Origin of the sequence: Shewanella sp. 10N.261.52.F9 (genome assembly GCF_041471165.1) — a bacterium.
In the GTDB taxonomy this organism is placed as follows: Bacteria; Pseudomonadota; Gammaproteobacteria; order Enterobacterales; family Shewanellaceae; genus Shewanella; species Shewanella marinintestina.
The window spans coordinates 406,797-426,230 of record NZ_JBFRNX010000023.1 but is presented as its reverse complement, the minus strand read 5'-3'; the positions used below and the strand labels follow the sequence as shown (position 1 = coordinate 426,230).

Genomic DNA, 19,434 nt, shown 5'->3' with positions numbered 1-19,434 from the left:
CTCTCTTCCCGTACCATTTATTTAGCATGATTAGCCATGGCTGGTTGTGAGTAAGAAAGATTGATTGGGGTATCGCCAAGCGGTAAGGCACCGGGTTTTGATCTCGGCATTCCCAGGTTCAAATCCTGGTACCCCAGCCATTTTTAAAAGGTTGAGCAATTGACCTTGTCTTATAAGCTCTAGAGGTTGTAAGATAAAAGCAAGGAAACTTGCAGCAAAGTTCGATGCGGGAGTGGTGGAATTGGTAGACACGCCAGATTTAGGTTCTGGTGCCGCAAGGTGTGAGAGTTCAAGTCTCTCTTCCCGTACCATCGAATTTAACAAGATTTATTGGGGTATCGCCAAGCGGTAAGGCACCGGGTTTTGATCTCGGCATTCCCAGGTTCAAATCCTGGTACCCCAGCCATTTTTTAAAAGGTTAATTTATTGACCTTATCTTATAAACTTTATTGCTTGTAAGATGAAGCAAGGTAACTTGCAGTAAACTTCGATGCGGGAGTGGTGGAATTGGTAGACACGCCAGATTTAGGTTCTGGTGCCGCAAGGTGTGAGAGTTCAAGTCTCTCTTCCCGTACCATCGAGTTTAACCAGTTTTGTTGGGGTATCGCCAAGCGGTAAGGCACCGGGTTTTGATCTCGGCATTCCCAGGTTCAAATCCTGGTACCCCAGCCATATAAAAGAAAGCTCATCTTAGGATGAGCTTTTTTGCATTTGGCGTTTTATACCCCTTTCGAATCGCTTTAACATATCTTTCTATACCGCTCAGACCATCACTTTACTGCTTTCAACGACGATTAAATTTGAGTTCGCTGAAATTCGTAATCGAACAGGTACTGTTATTTCATCTATATGATTGAATTACTATATTCAATATTTCTTTGAGTGAATCAATTTCTAATTCTGCTAGGTATAATAAATTGGCAAAAATAATGCCAAATCACTACCGCGTTAAATTATAACTTCGTCGATTTAACGGGTTAAAATGTTTGCTACAGAACTCATGGGATCAATGATGAAACCAGCCTATATATTACATATCATTAGCCAGACTAACTCGATTGAGTTACAGCTGCTATCTCCTTTGCCAGACGGATGTAATACATTGCATTGGCAGCTTGAGCTTGATGGACTGCGTAGTGAACATGATATTAGTTTGGCAGCGTTTTATAACGATGATGAGTTTGTTGTCGCGACGACTGCAGGGCTTATATATAGAGGGGATATTCAGGGCAACCTGGCTTTGCAAACCACTTTAGCGGTATTGGGAGTTCATGGTGGCAAAGGCTGGCTTGATAAAGCTCGGCAGGAGTTCTGGTACGCCATTACAGCAGAAATTGATGATGAACAGGGCGACCGCTTGTATGGCTGGTCTTTAAGAGATTGGAGCCTTTTTGCCGAAATGCAATTGCCAGAGTATCTCGATATTCAGCAGCTACATCGCCGGAGTGACGGTAACTTTCTTTTCTATCAAAATCGCAGCAGGAAACTGAACAAAAGAAGCCAAGGCTTTTGGTGTATTGATCCGGTAACCGGCACAACTGATTATCATCTTCTCGACAGCTTACCTGCCACTGGCAGCTTCAAGACTCAAAATATGCTTGGTCTTTGCACTGACAGAGATCTGGCATTGCTTCCTTTCGTCGATGCACTGCCATGCAAAGAAAGTGATGTTGATCTTCAACTGGGTTTTCAGCTGCAGCTAATCGACCTTAACAGCTTCAACACTTTATGGGTGAACACACTTCGTTGGTACGACAATGATACAGATCCGATGCTTGATTCTGAGAATCGTCAGACTCTGCAAGCCTATTTTGCAGATGAGGATATAGATGATGATGTAGTGGAGGACGCTCTGGAAGAGTGGGTTGATACCCTTAAAGGTATTCGCTTTAGCGAACATGAAGATGCTTGTTGGGTCTGTTGGACTGATGGCATTCTGCGTAAGCTCTATTTGAGCGGTAGCGAACAGAGCTACCAGTTGGCAGGTATGTCACCACTATTGAAACCGACACGATTAAATCAGACCAGAGAGCAACTAAATCCACTTAATCAAGTAGCATTTAATCAATATGGCTATCACCTCGAGATGCTAAACAGTGAGCAATTGGCTGTGATCAACTTTGATATAAAAATCGTAGATATTAGTGAGGTTAAGCCCTGTGATAATGAAATCGAGCAACAGATAGTCAGCTATCAAGAAGGCAAGCAAGCAGAATTAGAAATGTCTGAGGCGCATAGAATGGCGTTCACACCAGACGGCATCAACGTCATTAGTATCGATTATCTTGCCTTGCCTGAATGTTTACTTGAGGGGCTCCAACAAATGCAGCAGCGAACGGCTTGTTTGGCTGAGCATATAAAGGGGAATCGTCTCGAGTGGCTGATAGAGGATAAAGATGGCAGTAAACGGCCAGAAGCCGAATTTGCCGCAATGGCTATTAAGATACCGGGTGCGGCAGAGCTCATGATGCAGATGGTGGATAACCTCTGTGCTTTTAGTGATGCCGACTTACTAAGAAGTCGCCAAAATAAAGCAGCATTATCTGATGTTGTTTTGAACTTGGCAGGATTTAATATTGATTACTTGCCTTTGGTCAATCGATATTTGAACAGTATAGACATTGCTCGTTTTGGTGGTTTTCATCTTCAGTATACACTACCACTTATTCAGCAGAAGTATGGTCACAAGCTTTTGAATAAGCTTAAGTATCGTCAGTTTATTAAAAATCTGCCTACAGAATTAAGGACTTCGTGAATGGGGTAGTTGAATAATTTGATGGCATAAAAAACGCACTCCATGGAGTGCGTTTTTATTACTGCTTTAGTTTCAGCTTAATTCGTAATGAATTAGTGCTTAAACATTGCAGAAATAGACTCTTCATTGCTTACACGGCGGATTGCTTCTGCCATCACTGTAGACATTGTCAGCTGTGAAACTTTGTCTAGAGCTGCAATTTCAGGGCTCAATGGAATCGTGTCCGTTACAATCACTTCATCAATTACTGATTCAGCAATGTTCTTAGCTGCGTTGCCAGAGAATACAGGGTGAGTTGCATAAGCGAATACGCGATTTGCACCGTGCTCTTTTAGTGCTTCGGCTGCTTTACATAGTGTACCGCCAGTATCGATCATGTCATCAACGATGATGCAGTCACGGCCTTGAACGTCACCAATGATGTGCATTACTTGAGCAACGTTAGCTTGTGGGCGACGCTTATCGATGATTGCTAGGTCAGAATCATCTAATAGTTTAGCTACAGCACGTGCACGAACAACACCACCGATGTCAGGAGAAACAACTACTGGGTTTTCTAGGTTCTTAGCTAACATATCTTCTAGTAGAACTGGGCTACCGAACACGTTATCAACTGGAACATCAAAGAAACCTTGAATTTGCTCTGCGTGAAGATCACAAGTCAATACGCGGTCAACACCAACGCTTGAAAGGAAATCCGCAACAACTTTAGCTGTGATAGGTACACGAGCACTACGAACACGGCGGTCCTGACGTGCGTAACCAAAGTAAGGAATAACCGCTGTAATACGACCAGCTGATGCACGACGAAGCGCGTCAACCATAACGATAAGTTCCATTAGGTTATCGTTAGTAGGAGCGCAAGTAGATTGAATGATGAATACATCCGCACCACGTACATTTTCATTAATTTGGACACTGATTTCGCCGTCACTGAAAACGCCTACCTCTGCGTCTCCAAGTTTACAAAATAGACGATCGGCTATCTTCTTAGCGAGACTAGGTGTTGCGTTACCGGCAAAAAGTTTAATGTCAGGCACTGTATGAACCTCAGGCGTATGCTTCATGATAGTGGCTGGGATTAAAAAAGTATCCCAGAATGTTGGTTAGCATTGAGCTAATCTCAATGCTAACGGCGATATATTTGCCCCTTTTGCAACAAAGCCTTGAATCGATGCAGGCAATTTCGCCAATACATCTTTAGCTTCATGCTCCTGTTCGAATTGACCGAAAACACAAGCTCCTGTTCCGGTCATTCTGGACGGCGCATATTCTAGCAGCCAGTCCAAGGTCTTGGCAACTTGAGGGTGACGTTTTGCGACTAATGCTTGGCAGTCATTTTGCCAAGAGCTACTCATTAATGTCTCAAGACTTAGCTTTGGGGTATTACGTGGCAGATCTGGGTCTTGGAATACTTCAGCAGTCGATACATGTACTTGTGGAATCAAAACTAAATACCAAGCTTCAAGTGGTTCTACATTTATCAGCTTTTCGCCTACACCTTCAGCAAATGCTGAGAAACTATTAATAAAAACAGGTACATCAGCGCCAAGCATTAAACCAAGCTTTGCCAATTCCTGCGTTGATAACCCGGTTTCCCATAGCTGATTTAATGCTACTAGTGTCGTTGCCGCGTCTGATGAGCCTCCTCCCAAGCCTCCGCCCATAGGTAAGCGTTTGTCTAACCATATCTCTGCACCGAATTGACAATTGGTATAACTTTGGAGTGATTTTGCGGCTTTGAGAATTAAGTTATCGCTGTCGGCGACAACGCCTGCTAAGTTGGAGTGTAACTTGAGTGTTGGCTTGTTTAATACTTTGAAATCTAAGTAATCACAATGTTCTACAAATTGAAATAGAGTTTGTAGTTCATGATAGCCATCTTCTCGGCGGCCATTGATATGTAAAAACAGGTTCAACTTTGCTGGTGCTGGCCAGCCCAATGAAAGTGACGCAGTCATAAAGAATTCTCAGTGTCAGAGGTGGGTTGAATAAGTGTCTGCCCTTGGGGAGCAAGAGCTTGCCATTGGGTTAATTGCAATTTTAAGCGCAGGTTATCTCGTTGTAACTTGAGAAGGCGAGGTACTTCGGCGCCGCTTTGGGTTTGCCAACTGCTAAATTCGACTTCCCAAGGTGGTAATTGCTCGGCATTGATTATCTTTATTGGACGCTGCTGACTATCACTACTAATCAGCTCATCGCCTTGTGTTAGTTGACCTGTTATCCACAGTGGCAATGAATCAAGCGGAATGGACCAGCCAGATACACGAGTTAGTAGACGCTGAGCGTCAGTATCTTGATAAGTCTGGCCATCCACCTCTAGTGTAACAAGCCCAGCTTGGCTGGATAAAGACAAGACCGTAGTACCTAACATTGTGGTTAACTTTAACTCGTCGCGATCTGGGCTATGAAGCCAATATAGATTAGTGCTAAATCTATCTTGAGGCGTTCTAACTGCAAGTTTTCCCTGCATTTCCCACGCACGAGCCTGCTGCACTTTGTTAACAGAGACGGGAACTAGGTTGTCTGGTATGGTAGTTGAGCAACCACTAATTAAAAAGATGCTCAATATCACCCATAGATAAGTGTTTTTTGTGAAGCTGCTCAAATTATTCATCTATTACTGATATAAAAGAGCCCTTATGATACGAGGGCTTGAGTAATTTACCAATGCCCATATGCAAAAATAACTATTTGTACAATGCTTAATGTCGTTTAAGCGTGACATATCTATATATGAATAGTTAAAAAAGTGATGCTAATTGAAAAAATGGGTAAGAACAGAGATTATTATTCGGTTTTGTTAAGCGTATTCTGTTTTTAACAAAATCAATTCAGTAGAATGGCAGCCATAAATGAGATGCCCAAGAGTCCAGAACGAGTCAAATGAGCCTTGTAGCAATCGGAATTAACCATAAAACGGCCACGGTCGACCTACGCGAGAAAGTCGCATTCGCACCAGACAGAATTCATGATGCTATGAAGAGTCTTGCGTCTCGTACTCAATCGGGCGAAGCCGTCATTATCTCCACCTGTAACCGCACAGAACTTTACTGTAACAACAGTGAAGCCGCTGACGTTGTTGCCTGGCTGGAAGATTATCATCAACTTTCTCATGAAGATGTTGAGCCCTGCTTGTACCAATATAAAGGTCAAGAAGCGGTTAAACACTTAATGCGAGTATCGGCAGGCCTTGATTCACTGATTTTGGGTGAACCGCAGATTTTAGGCCAAGTGAAACAGTCTTTTGTAAAAGCAAAAGAAGCGGGTACCGTCGCATCAACAATGGATAAGTTATTTCAAAATACCTTTTCCGTCGCTAAAAAGATCCGTACTGAAACTGAAATTGGTGCTGCAGCCGTATCTGTCGCATTTGCCGCAGTAAGTATGGCTAAGCATATCTTCTCTTCCCTGAGTACGACCCAGGTACTATTGGTCGGTGCGGGTGAGACGATTGAGCTAGTTGCACGCCATCTAAAAGACAATGGTGTTAAAGCCATGGTGGTGGCAAACCGTACAATTTCACGTGCCGAAGCCATGTGTGATGAGTTCGGCGCAACAGCTATTACACTAGAACAGATCCCAGATTTTCTCCCTAAGGCCGATATCGTGATATCCTCTACGGCTAGCCCGTTGCCAATTCTTGGTAAAGGCATGGTAGAAAAAGCGCTTAAGCAACGTCGTCATCAACCTATGTTGTTGGTAGATATAGCAGTTCCTCGAGATATCGAAGCTGAAGTCGCGGATTTAGATGATGCATTTCTCTATACCGTCGATGACCTGCAAAGCATTATTGAACAGAATATGGCCTCTCGAAGAGAGGCTGCCGAGCAAGCAGAATTAATTGCAGACGATCAAGCTCATCTATTTATGGAATGGATCCGCTCATTAGAGTCGGTAGACAGTATCCGTGAATATCGCACCCAAAGTATGGCGATCAAAGATGAGTTGGTAGAGCGAGCGGTCAATAAGTTGGCCCAAGGTGGTAACAGTGAGCAAGTCTTACTGGAGCTTGCCAATAAGCTTACTAACAAGCTGATCCATGCACCGACACAAGCGCTTACCGCTGCGAGTCGCCAAGGGGATTTAAATTCTCTTGGACAATTAAGAGCTGTGCTTGGACTAGATAAAGACTAAGGTTAGCGTTTAAATGAAGGACAGTGTGATTCGTAAGCTTGAAGGCTTACTTGAACGTAACGAAGAAGTATTGGCGTTACTGAGCGATGCTGGTGTTATCGCTGATCAGGAGCGTTTTCGCGCCTTGTCTAAGGAATACTCTCAGTTAGAAGACGTTGTTAGCGCTTTTAAAGCATTTCAGCAAGCAGAAGAAGATTTAGAGTCTGCCAAAGAGATGATGGAAGAAGATGACGCAGATCTTAAAGAGATGGCTCAGGAAGAGTACAAAGAAGCAAAAGCAAAAATTGCAGAATTAGAAGATGAACTGCAAATTCTGCTACTGCCAAAAGATCCTAATGATGATAATAACTGCTTTATCGAAATCCGCGCTGGCGCGGGTGGTGATGAGGCTGCTATTTTTGCGGGTGACTTATTCCGCATGTACAGTAAATTTGCTGAAGGCAAACGCTGGCAAATCGAAGTCATGAACACCAACGAAGGTGAGCATGGCGGCTTCAAAGAAGTGATCGCTAAAATTAGCGGTGAAGGCGTTTACGGTAAGCTTAAGTTTGAGTCAGGCGGACACCGCGTACAACGTGTGCCAGAGACTGAATCACAGGGCCGCGTACACACTTCTGCTTGTACTGTTATTGTATTGCCGGAAGTACCAGAAGCTGAAGCGATTGAAATTAATAAAGCCGACTTGAAAGTGGATACTTTCCGTGCATCAGGTGCCGGTGGTCAGCATGTTAACAAAACTGACTCGGCGATTCGTATTACCCACATTCCAACGGGTATTGTAGTTGAGTGTCAGGATCAACGTTCACAGCATAAAAACCGTGCCCAGGCGATGAGTGTACTTTCTGCTCGTATTCAAGCGGTAGAAGACGAGAAGCGCCGTAGTGCTGAAGAAAGCACGCGTCGTAACTTGGTGTCATCTGGTGACCGTTCAGAACGTATCCGTACATATAACTTCCCACAAGGTCGCGTAAGTGAACACAGAATTAACTTAACTCTGTATCGTTTAGGTGAATTTATGGAAGGTGATATCGATTGTGTTATTGAACCTCTCATTTTAGAGAACCAAGCGGATATGCTTGCAGCACTGGGCGAAGGCTAAACCTTACTCCCCTCATGACTGTGCTATAGAAGAATAAGGATATTCCTTGCAATTAACTATTTCAGGGGCGCTTAAGTGGGCCTCTTCGCAGCTTGAAAGCATTTCAGACTCAGCATCGCTTGATGCTGAGGTGATGTTGCTTCATGTTATTAGCAAGCCGCGTAGCTATTTATACACTTGGCCAGAAAAGAGCTTAGAACCTGAAGAGGTTTTTGAGTTCAAGCAGATGCTTGCTAAGCGTCTTCGCGGCAATCCGATTGCCCACATTGTTGGTGAACGCGAATTTTGGTCTCTGCCGTTTCGAGTTAATCCCACCACGTTAATTCCACGTCCAGACACTGAAATTTTAGTTGAGACGGCACTGAATCTGCCTTTGGCTGAAAATGCTAAAGTGCTCGATTTGGGTACAGGAACTGGTGCTATTGCTTTATCGCTAGCGCATGAACGCAATGAGTGGCAGGTATGTGCGATTGATAAAGTGGATGATGCGGTTGAACTTGCGAAAGAAAACCGAACCAACCTAAAGCTCGAACAAGTTGATGTGTTTCAAAGCGACTGGTTTGACGCTGTAGAGTGTTACGACTTTAATCTGATTGTGTCTAATCCACCTTATATCGATGAAGAAGATGAACATCTTTCACAAGGAGATGTGAGGTTTGAGCCGCAAAGTGCATTAACCGCGCCATTAAGAGGCTTTGCGGATCTGTTTCATATTGCCGATTGTGCTCGTGACTATTTAGCACCAGGTGGTTATTTGCTACTTGAACACGGTTACCAGCAAGCAATTGAGCTAAGAGAAAAGTTAATTGAACTTGGCTATGAAAACGTTGCCACTGTACGTGATTTTGGTAGTAATGACCGCTGTACACTAGGCCGTTGGCCACGTTAATAGCCAGGCTGTAGATGTATGTAAAGGCACTATTGATAGTGCCTTTTTTATTGGCGGTTAAATGCTAAACCCGGCTTTGTTGTTTAAAGTTTGCGCTGTTCCTCTGCTTGTTATCGCGGGATATTGGTTATGGATAAAAGTATGGGGTACACTAGCCGCCTTTGTCAGCAAACAGATCTTTATTCATGGAAACTTTTTACAGTTTGTACCCTGCGTTTAAGCACATGCACATGACGCTTATTGCGACTAGCGTATTGTTTTTCCTAGTCCGTTTCGTACTGCACATGCGCAAGTCACCCGTATTAGAAAAGAAAGCAATTAAAATTGCGCCACACGTTATCGATACGTTCCTTCTGTTATCTGGTTTGATCTTATGTTTCTCTATTCAGCAGTATCCTTTTGTTGATCCATGGATGACTGAAAAGCTAGGAGCCGTTGTTGCATATATCGTGCTGGCCACAATAGCACTTAAAGCAAACCGCAATACATTATTTAAAGTCTTTGCTGCCTTTGGCGCAATTGGCTGGGTTGTTTATGCCGCTAAACTTGCGATCCTTAAGCAAGGGGTGTTGCTCGGTTAATGGCTGATTTAACGCAAAACGACTCAATACGGCTTCCTGAAACGGCTTTTGAAATTGCCGAGCACTTGGGGTTTTCTAAGCAAAAAAATGCAAACTGGGCCTGGCTTGAATTAGCGGGCTCTGTGTTGAGTTTTTATGTTGTTGATAGGCACGACCGTTTAAACGGTTTACTTAAATGGTTTTACAACGATTTAGGTTTTTGTGCTCGCGAAGCATATTACAGCGCAGAAGCGGCAGATTTAGGCAAGTGCCTAACATCGAAGCAAGGTAATAGCACGACGTTAGCAACAGTATTAATGCTGTTGGGTAAGCAACTCGACTTAACTCTTGATTTGCTGCTCTTGCCTGGACAAACAGTGCTTTGTAGCCGAATAGACGATGAAGTGCGCTACATTGACCCACTGACTGGCGCGAGCTTGTCAAAGCATCAGTTACATGTGTTTGTAAGAGGGGAACTAGGTAACTCGGCTAAGTTTAAGCCTAGTTATTTAAAGCCTGCGACAATCAAGCGCATTATTTCTCGTATGATCCACGAAATGAAAGCTGGCAGCATTGTCGCGCATAATTTCGAGCCTGCACTAGAATGTTGTAACTTACTGTTGCAGTGGCATAGTGACGATTTAAATTTAAATCGTGAGCGTGCTTTTATTGCACAACAATTGGGTTGTATAAGTGTGGCTACAGCAGACTTAACTCACTTTGTTGAAAATAGCCCGCATGATCCGGTTATAGAGCTGGTGAAAATGCAATTAAAAGAACTTAGAGAGGAAGTAGAAACTTTCCATTAAGTATCACAACAGGGCCTTCAAGGCCCTGTTGTGTTGCTAGAGTGTATTCTAGCCTTGTTTGAAAATCGTTATAAGTAAAAGACGCCGCCACATAGCGATGGCAAAAGCGTCAATTAAAAATAAAAATAGTAACACCAACAAATTGAATTGTAAGAATAATAAATAGGCAAATCATTGCCAATTTCTAGGGGATAGAGTTCATGAGTAGTACGGATACAGTGACCAGTGCGCTGGTGACAAATGACGCAACTGCGTTAGGTATTTTAGCGGTAGTGCTTGGCTTTGTGTTTTACACCAGTAACAGTAGCAACCCTTTTTGGAAGAAGTTTTATACCTTCGTACCGGCATTGTTAATGTGTTACTTCTTGCCTTCGTTATTGAACACATTTGATATTATCGACGGCAAAACATCAGAGCTTTATTTTGTGGCCTCGCGTTACTTACTGCCAGCGTGTTTGGTATTATTGATCTTAAGTGTCGATTTAAAGGCGATTCTTTCCTTGGGGCCTAAGGCGATAATCATGTTCCTAACCGGAACTGTGGGTATTGTTATTGGCGGCCCAATTGCGCTGCTTATCGTATCGGCTATTCATCCTGAAATTTTGGGCGTGACTGGGCCAGATGCCGTATGGCGAGGCATGACTACGCTTGCGGGGAGTTGGATTGGTGGTGGCGCTAACCAAGCAGCGATGAAAGAGATTTATGAAGTTGGCGGTGATATCTTCTCGATTATGGTGACTGTCGATGTCATCGTAGCCAATATTTGGATGGCTGTGTTGCTGTTTATGGCGTCAAAAGCTAAGCAGATCGATGCCAAAACAGGGGCGGATACCACCGCACTTGAAGCCTTGAAAGATAAAGTTGAAAAATACCATGCCGAAAATGCACGTATTCCAAGCCTCAATGATTTAATGATGATTGTGGCGATTGGTTTTGGTGTGACAGGTTTTGCCCATATCGTCGCTGATTTACTCGGTCCATTTTTTGAAGCCAACTACCCATGGACGCGTGATTACAGTTTAACGTCTAAGTTCTTCTGGTTAATCGTCACTGTAACCACGATCGGTTTAGCTTTATCGTTTACCCGAGTAAGACACATTGAAGCGGCTGGAGCATCAAAAGTTGCTACTGCTTTCTTGTATATTCTAGTGGCGACCATAGGTTTGCATATGGACGTTTCTAAGCTATTAGACGCTGAAAACCTTTGGTATTTTGCTATTGGTATGATTTGGATGATAGTACACGCCAGTTTTATGCTGATCGTGGCTAAATTGATTAAAGCACCATTGTTTTATATGGCAGTGGGTAGCCAAGCCAACGTTGGCGGTGCGGCATCGGCGCCAGTTGTTGCTGCGGCGTTCCATCCCGCTCTTGCGCCAGTAGGTGTGCTGCTGGCGGTATTGGGCTATGCTTTAGGCACTTATATGGCATGGATCTGTGGCCAGATTTTACAGGCTGTAGCAGGCTAAGGCTGCAGTTAAAACCTAGTTGATTAACGCCAAGGCATAGCCTTGGCTCACGAAGAGAGAAAAGATTGATGAGCAATAAAATCATTAGTTTAGGTTCGATTGAGATCGCTAACGATAAGCCTTTTGTGCTGTTTGGTGGTATGAACGTACTTGAGTCACGCGATTTAGCAATGCAAATTGCTGAAACCTATGCCGAAGTTACTCAAAAGCTAGGGATCCCTTATGTGTTTAAGGCCTCTTTTGATAAGGCTAACCGCTCATCAGTGAATTCTTACCGTGGTCCTGGCATGGAAGAAGGGTTAAAGATCTTTGAAGAGATTAAATCGACTTTCAATCTACCGTTGATCACAGATGTGCATGAAGTACACCAATGTGCACCTGTTGCCGAAGTTGTTGATGTGATTCAGTTGCCAGCATTCCTTGCACGCCAAACTGACTTAGTCGTTGCTATGGCAAAGACTGGCGCAATCATCAACGTGAAAAAGCCGCAGTTTCTTGCGCCACATGAGATGCGTCATATCATCACTAAGTTTAATGAAGCGGGTAATGATGAAATCATGCTTTGCGAACGTGGTTCAAGTTTTGGTTACAACAACCTTGTTGTTGATATGCTAGGCATGGACGAGATGAAGCAAACAGGTTACCCAGTGATTTTTGATGCGACTCATGCACTGCAGCGTCCAGGTGGACGTAGCGACAGTGCTGGCGGACGTCGCGCTCAAGCCACAGAGCTTGCTCGTAGCGGTATGGCGCTTGGTTTAGCAGGTTTGTTTATCGAAGCGCATCCAGATCCAGATAACGCCAAGTGTGACGGTCCATGTGCATTGCCGTTACATCAGTTAGAAAACTACTTAACCCAAATGAAAGCGATTGATGATTTAGTTAAGTCGTTTGAGCCTATTGACACTAGCAAGTAACTTTAAAGTATTTTATTCTTCTAGTTCGTTGTTAAAAAAGATAAAACCCTGTCTTAGTGCAGGGTTTTATTGTTTTTGACGAGATAATTTAAGTTTAAATACAGATTAGACATTTATTCTAGTAGGTTATAAAAATACTCGACATTAAGTCGCCTTATTGGCTTAGTTGGCAATAAGATCTACTTAGTGTGAGAAGAAAACATAATAAATAGGTTGAATGATGAAAGCAGATAAACAGGCGCTTGAGGATCAAGGGCCGCAAGGGATGTTAGGTAAGGCACTAGACAGCATTGAAAGAGTCGGTAATAAACTCCCCGATCCTGCAATGCTATTTTTGATTTTGATGTTTGCCGTATGGGCATTATCGGCAATGTTATCGGGTGTGAGCTTTGAGGCTATCGACCCGCGGACAAACTCTCCAATTGTTGTTAATAATCTACTGAGTGCAGAAGCGTTAACTAACTTCTTAACTTCAATGGTAACAACCTTTACCGCTTTTGCCCCCTTGGGTGTGGTACTCGTGGCAATGTTAGGTGTGGGTGTTGCCGAGCATTCTGGCTACATTAACACTGCGCTAAAACGCATGTTAAAAATCACCCCAGCTAAATTTTTAACTCCAGCGGTTGTTCTTGTCGGTATTATTTCTCATACCGCAACCGATGCGGGTTATGTAGTGGTCATTCCACTTGCCGGTGTTATCTTCTTTACTGTGGGCCGTCACCCGTTAGCAGGTATTGCCGCAGCATTTGCGGGGGTATCTGGTGGTTTCTGCGCTAACTTTATCCCGTCTGGTATTGACCCGCTACTGCAGAGTTTCACCCAAGCTGCTGCACAAATTGTAGATCCTAATATTGAAGTTAACCCATTAAACAACTGGTTCTTCGCAGCGTCTTCTTGTATTCCAATCACGCTGCTTATTTGGTATCTAACAGACAAAGTGTTAGAGCCTCGCCTTAATCGTACTCATAAGGTTAACCGTGAAGAAGTTGATCTTCCCGCTATGGAAGAGGAGAAGCCATCAGAGGTTAAAGCATTTCGCGTAGCAACCTTAGTAATGATTGTTGCTATTGCAGCCTTCTTCTCATTAACAGTACCTGAAACCTCAACACTGCGTGACGCTGATGGCTCCCTAACGAGCTTTAAAGCACCGTTGATGCAGTCAATTGTACCGCTAATCTTCATCTTCTTTATGTTGCCTGGTCTGGTCTACGGTTATATGACTGGTGCATTTAAAACCTCTGGCGATGTTGTTCAGGCGATGTCAAAATCGATGAGCGGCATGTCGCATTACATCGTTATGGCCTTTTTCTGTGCGCAGTTTGTGGCGGCGTTTTCGGCATCTAACCTTGGTGCGCTGATTGCGGTTGAAGGCGCTGGTGGTCTAAAAGCACTTAATCTACCAGCTGAAATTACCGTTGTGGGTATGATTATTTTAGTGGGCTTTGTGAATCTGTTTGTGGGTTCATCATCAGCCAAGTGGGCATTGATTGGTCCGGTACTTGTGCCAATGTTAATGCAGCTTAATATCAGCCCAGATCTATCACAAGCGGCTTACCGCGTTGGTGATTCAAGCTCAAACATCATCACGCCATTAATGCCTTACTTCCCGTTAGTTGTGGTTTACTGTCAGCGCTATGTGAAGAACATTGGTATTGGCACGCTGATCTCTATGATGCTGCCATTTAGCTTAGCACTGATGTCTATCTGGAGTGTGTGGTTACTGGCTTACTGGGCGTTGGGTTTTCCACTAGGTCTAGGTGCTAGTTACACTTATGGACTGTAATGTAGAATACGCTTAAGTATGCGACACCTAATTTAAGGTGGCAGCATAAAAATAAAAAGGCCAAGTCAACTGACTTGGCCTTTTGTTTACAGGGGGATGATGGTGATAGGTGTTACTTAGCGAGTGCGTGTTTAGCGGCGTTTTCACCCGCTTTACGACCAAATACTACGGTATCGGCAATCGCATTACCGCCTAGACGGTTATAGCCATGTACACCGCCAGTTACTTCGCCTGCAGCAAATAGACCAGGCATTTTCCAGCTTTGTAGGTTCAACACGTTAGTTTCGGTATCAACTGCTACACCGCCCATTGTGTGGTGAATACCAGGAGCAACCTTAACGGCGTAGAAAGGTGGTTTGCTAAGATCTAACGGCATATCTTCACGACTAAAGGCTGTATCTTTGCCACTTGCTTGGTACTTGTTGTACTCAGTTGCAGTGACTTCTAGTTGGCTCATACCAGTGATTTTAGCGAGTTCAGCAATGGTGTTTGCTTTGCTTAGCATGCCAAGATGCTCATAGCCGCGAACCATCTTTTTCTTTTCAACTAATTGCTCATCGAACACTAACCAAGCGTATTGATCTTTTTGCTTAAGGATTGCGTCAGATGCACGGTCACGGGTTGTTAGTTCATTAATAAAGCGCTCACCATCGGTATTAACCATGATAGCGCCCACACCACGTACAGTTTCGGAGATTAGAATACGGCTATCTTTACCGATTGTTGGGTGCGCTTGAACCCAGTCGATATCAGTCATCGATGCGCCAATTTCTTTGGCTAGCAAGATACCATCGCCAGTTGCTGTCACGTTGTTAGAACTAGTCATATCTTTCATGGTTGGACGATAGTAAGACACCATCTCTTTGTTCATGCCGTATCCACCGGTAGCCAGTACAACTGAGTCAGCAGCGATCATGTTGTAACCGCTGTGACGGCCATGAACGACAACACCTGCAATAGATTGGTCATCGTTGAGTACAATCTTCTCAACGCGTGAATTGACGCGTACAGGAATATCACGCTTGTCGGCAGCTTTACGTAAAGTATCGATAATGTGTGGACCAACTGAAGCGCCACCAGATGGACGGTGAGTACGTTCTACTCGTGCACCACCAGAACGTTTTAAATCGTTCATATTAGCGCCTAAAGATTCAAGCCATGCTACAGCGCCTGCAGACTCTTCAGCTAAGATCTTAACTAGCTTAGGATCGTTTTGGTAACGGCCGCCTTTCATGGCATCTTCTGCATACCATTCAACTGTATCTTCAATGCCTTTGGCTTTTTGTTGTGGTGTACCTACAGCGTTAATACCACCAGCAGCAAGCATAGAGTTGCCGCCAGTGTAGGCAGCCTTTTCAAATAGCACGACTTTCGCGCCAGCTTCTTTAGCTGAAATGGCTGCGTTAAAGCCCGCTGAACCACCACCTACAATGATGACATCCACAGTTTCAACTGGGCCTTTATCGATAGCCTTTTGAATTTTGGCTTGATCCCATGAACCATCCCATTTCTTTTTCGCTTTTGAATCAGCGAATGGCATATCCATTTCAAAGTTATGGCAGTTATTACATGTTAGCTGTGGTTTAGCGTGCGCAGTGTGGCAAGAGGTACAGTTAATATCACCTAAGTGTGATGTATGCGGATCAAATGCGAGTTTGTCATTGGCAAGGTCTTCATAAGAGCCATGACAAGATTTACATTGGGCGTTTTCATGTGTTTGGCTGTCAGTTAAGCCTTTTTTGATATCTTTTAATTTGGCAGATACGTGGCAAGAGTCACAACCAGCCATATCGGCATGGAAACCTGCAAGATCATTGCTTTTCGCAACTGCAGCGCCCGAAGTTAATAGCAATACTGCCATTATCGAACTGATTTTATTTAGTTTCATCATTTGCTCCATAGTTTTGTTATTCAGGTGTTTTGCTGCCACCCTGATTTGGAGCTAGGTTAATCATTTAAATAATATAAAACTTAGACCTATATCATATTAGGTAGTTGGCTCAGTTTTTATTAAACCTGTTTAAAATTTTCTTAAAATGCTATTTGCAGGGCTTTGGTGTGATCACTGTCAACAATGAAAATAAAACATCCACATATACTTTTTAACAAATATAAAATAACAGGTGTTGGATGATGAACAGAAAAATAAAACTATCGGCTATTTCATTAGCATTGGTAAGTCAGTTTACTCTTTTAGGTAATGCTTACGCGCTTGATGGTATAACAGATAATGACTATTTAGAAATAAAAACACGTACAATATTTTTTGACCGTGAATATGATGAAACCCCTGATAAAGACAGTAATACATTAGCGCAGGCGTTAGAACTTAATTATCAGTCGGGTAAGATCTCTGATTGGTTTAAAATTGGATTATCTGCTTATGGTGTTGCAAATATAAACTCAACCGGAACAGATAATGCGCCTGGCATTATGCCGGATGATCCAAATGATGAAAATAATGTTGAAAGTGCCTTTGGTAAAATAGGTCAGGCCTATGTTGAAGTGTTACCAACAGAAGGGCTTTCGCTTAAACTGGGTTATCAAAAAACCAAGCAAATGTTTTTCAGCACTTCAACGAGTCGCGCTATTCCAAGTAGTTTTCGTGGTTTAACAGGCTCTTACCAAGCACTTGATTCAGTTAAAGTATATGGTTACGCATTTGACCAATGGAGTGGCCGTAATAGCGATGAGTGGACAGATTTTGCAGCAGATACAGATGGTCCTCAGATTGACCTTATTTGGGGTGTAGGTGCTCAGTTTAAACAAGGTAAATTTAGCGCTGATGTAGAGTATATGGTGTCTGATGATTACCTGAAAAAGTTCGGTTTACGTGGTAGTTATGTGGATACAATAGGTCAAGGAAAGCTAAAACTTTCTGGTGGTTATTTCACTTCGTCTGATAATGGCGCCTTGTTTGCTGAGAGCGGTGATAAGAATATTGACGGTATTGAAAGCAACGATGGTTCTGTGTGGTTTCTCGATGCGGACTATAAAGTTCATGCATTTAGCCTGGGAGTAGCCTTCAGCCAAACTGGAGAGATCTGGATTGAAGATAACTACAAAGGCGACCACGGTTCAAACCCACTACCCACTCGCGCTCCAATCGGCCCGGATTTTACCAATGCTAATGAATCGGTTTGGCTAGCCCGTGTAGGTGTTGATTTCGGCAAACTAAACTCTAGTTTTGACGGGTTAACGACTAAGATTACCTACGCCAAAGGTACTGATATTGAAAACGCTGCTGACGCGAGTAAAGGTGAAGCGGAAGAGAAGTTTTTTGCTATCGATACACGCTATAAATTGCCTATGGTAAAAGGTTTATCCTTACGCTATTTGTATGCTGATTATCAATCTACTGAGATAGGTTCAGTTCAAGGGGTTAAAGGTGATAACGTGGACCACCGCGTTTATATTGATTACAGCTTTAAGTTTTAATCTATTTTAACTTTAATAATCAATTTATATATATTGAGAAATATAAAGCGGTGTCGATTAAAATAGCCGCTTTATTTTATTAATAGATTGGGGGTGAGAGTTTGTTAATTGATTAGTGAGTTCCTATCTATGTTTAGTATGTTTTTTAATTGAGTGGTCTTTATTGTTGTTTTAGTTGGGTGGTCTTTCTATTAGTTTTTTCTATTAAATTTTTAATAGAAAGATTTGTGTATTGTTCTTGGACTTGACTTGATTGCATAGTTTAGCTTTTTTTAGTGGCTGGTTTAGTGTTTGGTTATATGTTTTTTGTGTTGGTAAGTTAAAGTGTACCCTAAAAAAGACGTCTATAGCTTTATTTACCATAGCGATGATTTCGATAATTAGGCTTTGATTTAAAAATAACAGATAGAGCTAATAATTAGTGTAATCCTAGCTACTTACTCAAGTGTATTTAAGAGTTAAGGGCTTAATAACTGCAGGATGACCTTTATAGCTGAACGTTTCTAACTATACATGTGAGTGCTTACTTTAGCGGTCTCAGGTCAAATAAACGGCTAACTTTGTACCTAGTTAACAGTTCCATACTTTTAAATAGGATTAATTTAATCTTAAATTGTGGTTTCGATATACTTTAGTGGAGCCCGAAAAATAAGATAAAAATATGAGAATCACGCTAAAGCAACTCACTATATTTAAAGCCATTCATCACAGTGGACAGATCTCTAAAGCGGCGAAAGATCTGCACATGTCTGTGCCAGCGGTAAGCATGGCATTGAAAGACCTAGAAGGCTCACTAGGGAGTCGCTTATTTGATCGCAACAGTAATGGTTTAGTGATCAATGATAACGGTAAAGTGATTTTGCCGTATGCCAATGAAATGCTCTCAAAAGGTATGCAGCTTGAGCAGATGTTCTCTGAACAATCTAATGGCATACGTGGTAGCTTGAAAGTGGGTAGCAGTAAAACTGCGGGTAACTATGTGTTATCGCGTAAAATCCCTCTATTTAAGAAGGAGTTTCCTTCGGTAGATATTAAGCTAGTTGTTGGTAATAGTATTACTATCGAACAGATGGTGAGTGAAAAAGAGCTGGATTTGGGTTTTATTGATGCCAAACCCGGTAGTCAGAACCTAAACAGCACTAAGTGGCTTAAAGACAAAATTTGTATTGTCACCGCGCGCACCAACCCTATTGCTGCAGAGCCAATATCTGCCGAACGGTTATCGCAAGAGTTGTGGGTGCTTGATGAAACTAACTCTATTTCACGTATTAGAGCGGTTCAATTGCTGAAAAGTGCCAAAGTTAATATTGAGCAAGAACTGACCATGACAACAATGGGCGCAATTAAGCGTGCAATTGGTACCGGAATAGGGGTAAGTGTTTTGCCTTGGTTAGCCGTGGTTGAAGAAGTCGAGCGTGGAGAATTAATCGAACTTGACTTACCTTGTTGGGATCACCAGCGTCAGTACTGGGCGATCACGCGTGAGAATGAAGCGCTTGGAGAGCTGGCCAGTAAGTTTTTAGCGTTTTGTAATACAGATTGTTAGTAAGGCGGCTTTTATCACGATAACAGCCGCAC

The 19,434-nt window shown here is 42.9% G+C and carries 15 protein-coding genes and 5 tRNA genes; 16 read left to right on the top strand and 4 right to left on the bottom strand.

Going from position 1 to position 19,434, the window contains the following annotated elements:
• The first annotated feature begins 65 nt into the window (after nucleotides 1-65).
• The 6 genes from AB4298_RS16235 (at nucleotide 66) to AB4298_RS16210 (ending at nucleotide 2,755) form a co-directional block, all read left to right on the top strand.
• A tRNA-Gln gene (locus tag AB4298_RS16235) sits at nucleotides 66-140 on the top strand.
• A gap of 86 nt (nucleotides 141-226) precedes the next feature.
• A tRNA-Leu gene (locus AB4298_RS16230) sits at nucleotides 227-311 on the top strand.
• 20 nt (nucleotides 312-331) lie between these two features.
• A tRNA-Gln gene (locus tag AB4298_RS16225) sits at nucleotides 332-406 on the top strand.
• Between the two features lie 86 nt (nucleotides 407-492).
• Nucleotides 493-577 (top strand) — tRNA-Leu (locus AB4298_RS16220).
• A 20-nt stretch (nucleotides 578-597) separates the two neighbouring features.
• A tRNA-Gln gene (locus AB4298_RS16215) sits at nucleotides 598-672 on the top strand.
• A gap of 310 nt (nucleotides 673-982) precedes the next feature.
• Entirely contained in the window at nucleotides 983-2,755 is a 1,773-nt protein-coding gene (locus AB4298_RS16210) for a hypothetical protein (RefSeq protein WP_371987482.1), read from the top strand.
• A gap of 92 nt (nucleotides 2,756-2,847) precedes the next feature.
• Here the strand turns inward: AB4298_RS16210 and AB4298_RS16205 are convergent, their stop codons facing one another.
• From AB4298_RS16205 to lolB, 3 genes are all read right to left on the bottom strand, one after another.
• Nucleotides 2,848-3,795, bottom strand: a complete 948-nt coding sequence (locus tag AB4298_RS16205) for a ribose-phosphate pyrophosphokinase (RefSeq protein ID WP_028769213.1) — start codon at nucleotides 3,793-3,795, stop codon at nucleotides 2,848-2,850.
• A 66-nt stretch (nucleotides 3,796-3,861) separates the two neighbouring features.
• Nucleotides 3,862-4,716 carry a 4-(cytidine 5'-diphospho)-2-C-methyl-D-erythritol kinase gene (gene ispE / locus AB4298_RS16200; protein ID WP_248998728.1) on the bottom strand — a complete coding sequence of 285 codons (855 nt, stop codon included), beginning with the start codon at nucleotides 4,714-4,716 and terminating at the stop codon, nucleotides 3,862-3,864.
• A complete protein-coding gene (lolB, locus tag AB4298_RS16195; RefSeq protein ID WP_248998727.1) occupies nucleotides 4,713-5,372 on the bottom strand; it encodes a lipoprotein insertase outer membrane protein LolB in 660 nt (219 codons plus the stop codon). The genes ispE and lolB overlap by 4 nt, the downstream gene beginning before the upstream one ends.
• A 269-nt stretch (nucleotides 5,373-5,641) precedes the next feature.
• On the opposite strand from lolB, the gene hemA reads away from it, so the two are divergent.
• The 8 genes from hemA (at nucleotide 5,642) to AB4298_RS16155 (ending at nucleotide 14,418) form a co-directional block, all read left to right on the top strand.
• Nucleotides 5,642-6,892: a glutamyl-tRNA reductase gene (gene hemA, locus AB4298_RS16190; RefSeq protein WP_248998726.1), complete on the top strand. Its 1,251-nt coding sequence runs from the start codon at nucleotides 5,642-5,644 to the stop codon at nucleotides 6,890-6,892.
• A 13-nt stretch (nucleotides 6,893-6,905) separates the two neighbouring features.
• Entirely contained in the window at nucleotides 6,906-7,991 is a 1,086-nt protein-coding gene (prfA, locus tag AB4298_RS16185) for a peptide chain release factor 1 (RefSeq protein ID WP_248998725.1), read from the top strand.
• A gap of 46 nt (nucleotides 7,992-8,037) precedes the next feature.
• Nucleotides 8,038-8,880: a peptide chain release factor N(5)-glutamine methyltransferase gene (gene prmC / locus AB4298_RS16180; protein WP_248998724.1), complete on the top strand. Its 843-nt coding sequence runs from the start codon at nucleotides 8,038-8,040 to the stop codon at nucleotides 8,878-8,880.
• Between the two features lie 185 nt (nucleotides 8,881-9,065).
• Nucleotides 9,066-9,461 (top strand): SirB2 family protein, encoded by a 396-nt coding sequence (locus AB4298_RS16175; protein WP_248998723.1) that lies wholly within the window; start codon nucleotides 9,066-9,068, stop codon nucleotides 9,459-9,461.
• On the top strand, nucleotides 9,461-10,249 hold the full coding sequence (locus AB4298_RS16170; RefSeq protein WP_248998722.1) for a transglutaminase family protein: 789 nt from the start codon (nucleotides 9,461-9,463) through the stop codon (nucleotides 10,247-10,249). The genes AB4298_RS16175 and AB4298_RS16170 overlap by 1 nt, the downstream gene beginning before the upstream one ends.
• A 200-nt stretch (nucleotides 10,250-10,449) precedes the next feature.
• Nucleotides 10,450-11,718 carry a DUF819 family protein gene (locus tag AB4298_RS16165; RefSeq protein WP_248998721.1) on the top strand — a complete coding sequence of 423 codons (1,269 nt, stop codon included), beginning with the start codon at nucleotides 10,450-10,452 and terminating at the stop codon, nucleotides 11,716-11,718.
• Nucleotides 11,719-11,786: 68 nt separating this feature from the next.
• A complete protein-coding gene (kdsA, locus tag AB4298_RS16160) occupies nucleotides 11,787-12,635 on the top strand; it encodes a 3-deoxy-8-phosphooctulonate synthase (protein WP_012156339.1) in 849 nt (282 codons plus the stop codon).
• 220 nt (nucleotides 12,636-12,855) lie between these two features.
• Nucleotides 12,856-14,418 carry an AbgT family transporter gene (locus tag AB4298_RS16155; RefSeq protein ID WP_248998720.1) on the top strand — a complete coding sequence of 521 codons (1,563 nt, stop codon included), beginning with the start codon at nucleotides 12,856-12,858 and terminating at the stop codon, nucleotides 14,416-14,418.
• Nucleotides 14,419-14,530: 112 nt separating this feature from the next.
• Here the strand turns inward: AB4298_RS16155 and AB4298_RS16150 are convergent, their stop codons facing one another.
• Nucleotides 14,531-16,306, bottom strand: coding sequence for a flavocytochrome c (locus AB4298_RS16150; RefSeq protein ID WP_248998719.1), 1,776 nt, complete (start codon nucleotides 16,304-16,306; stop codon nucleotides 14,531-14,533).
• A gap of 242 nt (nucleotides 16,307-16,548) precedes the next feature.
• On the opposite strand from AB4298_RS16150, the gene AB4298_RS16145 reads away from it, so the two are divergent.
• Complete coding sequence (locus AB4298_RS16145) at nucleotides 16,549-17,856, top strand: OprD family outer membrane porin (protein ID WP_371987481.1); 1,308 nt, start codon at nucleotides 16,549-16,551, stop codon at nucleotides 17,854-17,856.
• Between the two features lie 661 nt (nucleotides 17,857-18,517).
• Nucleotides 18,518-19,402, top strand: coding sequence for a LysR substrate-binding domain-containing protein (locus AB4298_RS16140; RefSeq protein ID WP_248998717.1), 885 nt, complete (start codon nucleotides 18,518-18,520; stop codon nucleotides 19,400-19,402).
• Nucleotides 19,403-19,434: the final 32 nt, after the last annotated feature.

Coding starts and splice junctions, on each gene's coding strand:
- AB4298_RS16210 (WP_371987482.1), top strand. CDS start 983: ATGTTTGCTACAGAACTCATGGGATCAATGATGAAACCAGCCTATATA.
- ispE (WP_248998728.1), bottom strand. CDS start 4,716: ATGACTGCGTCACTTTCATTGGGCTGGCCAGCACCAGCAAAGTTGAAC.
- lolB (WP_248998727.1), bottom strand. CDS start 5,372: ATGAATAATTTGAGCAGCTTCACAAAAAACACTTATCTATGGGTGATA.
- hemA (WP_248998726.1), top strand. CDS start 5,642: ATGAGCCTTGTAGCAATCGGAATTAACCATAAAACGGCCACGGTCGAC.
- prfA (WP_248998725.1), top strand. CDS start 6,906: ATGAAGGACAGTGTGATTCGTAAGCTTGAAGGCTTACTTGAACGTAAC.
- AB4298_RS16175 (WP_248998723.1), top strand. CDS start 9,066: ATGGAAACTTTTTACAGTTTGTACCCTGCGTTTAAGCACATGCACATG.
- AB4298_RS16170 (WP_248998722.1), top strand. CDS start 9,461: ATGGCTGATTTAACGCAAAACGACTCAATACGGCTTCCTGAAACGGCT.
- AB4298_RS16165 (WP_248998721.1), top strand. CDS start 10,450: ATGAGTAGTACGGATACAGTGACCAGTGCGCTGGTGACAAATGACGCA.
- kdsA (WP_012156339.1), top strand. CDS start 11,787: ATGAGCAATAAAATCATTAGTTTAGGTTCGATTGAGATCGCTAACGAT.
- AB4298_RS16155 (WP_248998720.1), top strand. CDS start 12,856: ATGAAAGCAGATAAACAGGCGCTTGAGGATCAAGGGCCGCAAGGGATG.
- AB4298_RS16150 (WP_248998719.1), bottom strand. CDS start 16,306: ATGAAACTAAATAAAATCAGTTCGATAATGGCAGTATTGCTATTAACT.
- AB4298_RS16145 (WP_371987481.1), top strand. CDS start 16,549: ATGATGAACAGAAAAATAAAACTATCGGCTATTTCATTAGCATTGGTA.
- AB4298_RS16140 (WP_248998717.1), top strand. CDS start 18,518: ATGAGAATCACGCTAAAGCAACTCACTATATTTAAAGCCATTCATCAC.